Consider the following 2947-nt stretch of genomic DNA (forward strand, 5'->3'; position numbering starts at 1 on the left):
CACTTCGATTTCCAAGTAACCAGGATCAGAGGAATAGTATCCATCCACTTCAGGTTTAGGCGAATTTGCTACTACATGCAATCCCGTTCCCGCTGACCCTTTCGCGATGGTAAGGGTTTCACTGATTTGCTTTTTTATTTGGTCGATTCGATCCGTTCCTGTAATTTGGATCGGCCGATAATCCCCCAACGTCACCTGATTTTTACTGGGGTCCGTGAGGGACGTTTTGGTTTCGACCACCTGCGCAGACAACACCAATTCAGGCTGGAAAGTCGTGTCTTTGACAATGATGTAGTCATATAGTTGAACATCATCATCTGGGAGCAAAGCTATGTCTACTTCATATGTGAGGGCTGGTCTCGTTCGCTTTTTCAGTTCTTCCAGCGTATTATTGAAAAGTTCGACTGGGTTAGTGGCCTTGTCATCTTTATACACCCCGAATATGTGCTTACCGTCTGGTGACCACTGTTGAAGAGCGTCCTGATCCCCTACCCACTTAGCCCCTGCCGGTTTCTCATAGGGATAAGAAAGCGTCGGGTTATAGGAGTCAAAGGTGAGGAGATTTCCGTTAGAATCCTTGTTCCCCACCCCGTAAAGAGCGGTGACCAATTGGCTATAGTCTTCTGTTCGTTTGGCCCCCTTGAGGTTTAACCCGTAAACAAACGGCTTATTGAGCGTGCGTCCACGGTTCAAACGAGCGTTAACAAGGCGATTCACAATTTGGAGTCCGTTGAACCGGACCACAAACTCAACCTGCGCCCCGAACTGATCCATAACCTGATGAAGAGCATCCAGTGATGTCACTACATCATCAAATTGCAGGTTCTGTGTGGTAGAAAGCTCCACATCTCCCACTTGCCAGTTGGTGCCCTGAAGAAGATAAGTGAGGGCCTGTTGCAAAGTGTAACTGTTCAGCGTGGTCGGCAAAATGATGTTTCCAAGCAGATCGCCAACAGCACTGTTTTCACAGGTGATCCGCTTGATGTATTGACCGTCATTGTGGTCGCTTTCGGTGCTAATGATCCGAAATAGGTTGTATCCGTTTTTCACCGGGTAAACGATCTTGTTGCCAACCACCAGGTTTTGCGCTTGCGGATGGTTGGCCGGAACCGAAAATTCAAAAGTCAAATAAGCATATTCAATCCTTTCTGTCCGAACATCATCGAAAAAAGGGCAAGCATCCGGGAGAGATGGATTCAAAATCCCGATCGCTTTGTCGAAACGGTTCAATACATATAGGTTTGGGATTTTGTTCATCACAACCACCTCTCCCGAAACTTCACGTAAGAATTGGTGATAATATCGCTCGGATAAACAGAAATCGTATTATCCCCTTTTTCCAAGCTAAGAAAGGAACTCCCCGGGTCCATTTGGTAGTAGAAAGCCTCTTGGTTCCCGTTGCTGGTTTTTGTGATTGTTCCGGCGGCGCAATCAATATCCAGCATGTCGCCTGGTTCAAAAACATAGGGAACCTCAATGGATGACAACGTTTTTTCGTTCCAAATCTGAATCTGTTCGATGTAGTTTGTACTCACCGCGCTCCGGGTTCCGTGTGTCCCAAAATGAATCTGGATGCCGGCAAGCTTTTGGGTATATTGATTGTCTTTGTCAATAAAGGCATAGGTAAACGAGCTGTACAGATTCCCGTTTGATGCACGGCGGGAACAACTGAACTCCCATCGGTTTCCGATCCGGGTGATCCGGATTGGTCCGTTAAACTGTTTCCAATGGCCAACAGGGCCTGTGTAATTAACAAACGTGCGACCAGTAGACAGGTTGCCTGCCCGTGCTTCCATGTAAGGATTATCGATACCAGCATCGCTGTCCCGGATCGCTATTTTGCCGATGACGGCGTTGTTTACATCCAACAGATACACTTCGAGGCGGCCAACCTGATAACCATATCCGGACTTGAAACCGGCTTCCACTTGAACGGTGAAGTCCTGAATCTGCTGACCAAGGGATTTCACCCCTGCTGGACCGTGCCAAATGCTTCCCGATCCGTAGTCACTCGCTTTGATTGCTGTGCCGTCGGATGTCAGCGAACCGGCAACCACTCCCCCATCAACCCCGATTCCTGCCGTGTAACCAGCAATACTGGAACAAGGGTCGTCTAACACCTTTGTCCTTTTCGTTGTTGGAGTCTGTGTGTCTACGCTCGCGGGCTGGCCGAAATAAAGATATTCGTCGTCACTCGAGATGATTGCGAATTCCGTTGTGCTTCCGGTGAACTCGAAATGAAGCTGAGGATAGGTTTCGATTCCACCGCTGTTTGTGACGGTGAGTGGGCTGCCGGCAACAAAATTAAAGTTTTTTTCAGTAATGCTATAGGCGAACGGGTCCGGACAAATGAAGGTGACCGTTCCACGTCCGGTGTTCAGCATCTGATCGAGATCCGTCTCACCCGATACCTTGGCCATATAGTACTTGTCTGGCTCGCTTGGTAGGATCAGCGGCACCGGTTCGTCATAAAAAAGCCAATCCACCAGCGCTCTTTTGGCGGCAGGCAGATCGGCTTTTGTGGCGGATGAGATGACTAAAGTGATCTCGATTGTGCGCTCAGAGATGTTCTGGCCAAAATAAAAACTCCCTGGTCGGCCCGCAATCGCATTTGTCACCAAGGAGATGGGAGGATGGATTGGATTTTTGATTTTCACTATTCGAACGAAAGGCGGAAGGTCGATCCCGTTATAATTAAGTCGTGCCAAACTGTACCACCCCTTTGGCGCGATTCAACAGCGTGTCCTGTTTGTTTATGGCCGACGAAATATACGGAGCCAGCTCTTCACCCAAACGCTGCATATCCGATCGATTCTGGAAAAAGACCGGGCGATTAAACTGAAAGATCATCGAAACAGGTGCGGATACGTTCGAGTTCACTGATTGAACAGTTGCCCCTGCTCCAACGCTTCCAGATCCGGTTGCTACTACAGGGAGTGCTGCCTGG

The 2947-nt window shown here is 48.7% G+C and carries 3 protein-coding genes; all 3 read right to left on the reverse strand.

Features of this window, described 5'->3' with window-relative positions; genetic code table 11:
• Positions 1 to 1257 (reverse strand): phage tail spike protein (locus I8U17_RS17955; RefSeq protein WP_198059987.1); only part of this gene is annotated, 1257 nt, incomplete at its 3' end.
• Positions 1257 to 2708, reverse strand: coding sequence for a distal tail protein Dit (locus I8U17_RS17960; protein WP_198059988.1), 1452 nt, complete (start codon positions 2706 to 2708; stop codon positions 1257 to 1259). The genes I8U17_RS17955 and I8U17_RS17960, both read right to left, overlap by 1 nt.
• Positions 2695 to 2947, reverse strand: a 253-nt coding sequence (locus tag I8U17_RS17965) for a hypothetical protein (protein ID WP_232331185.1), incomplete at its 5' end; no start/stop codon positions are given. The genes I8U17_RS17960 and I8U17_RS17965, both read right to left, overlap by 14 nt.

Source organism: Thermoactinomyces sp. CICC 10521 (assembly GCF_016055135.1).
Lineage (GTDB): Bacteria > Bacillota > Bacilli > Thermoactinomycetales > Thermoactinomycetaceae > Thermoactinomyces_A > Thermoactinomyces_A daqus.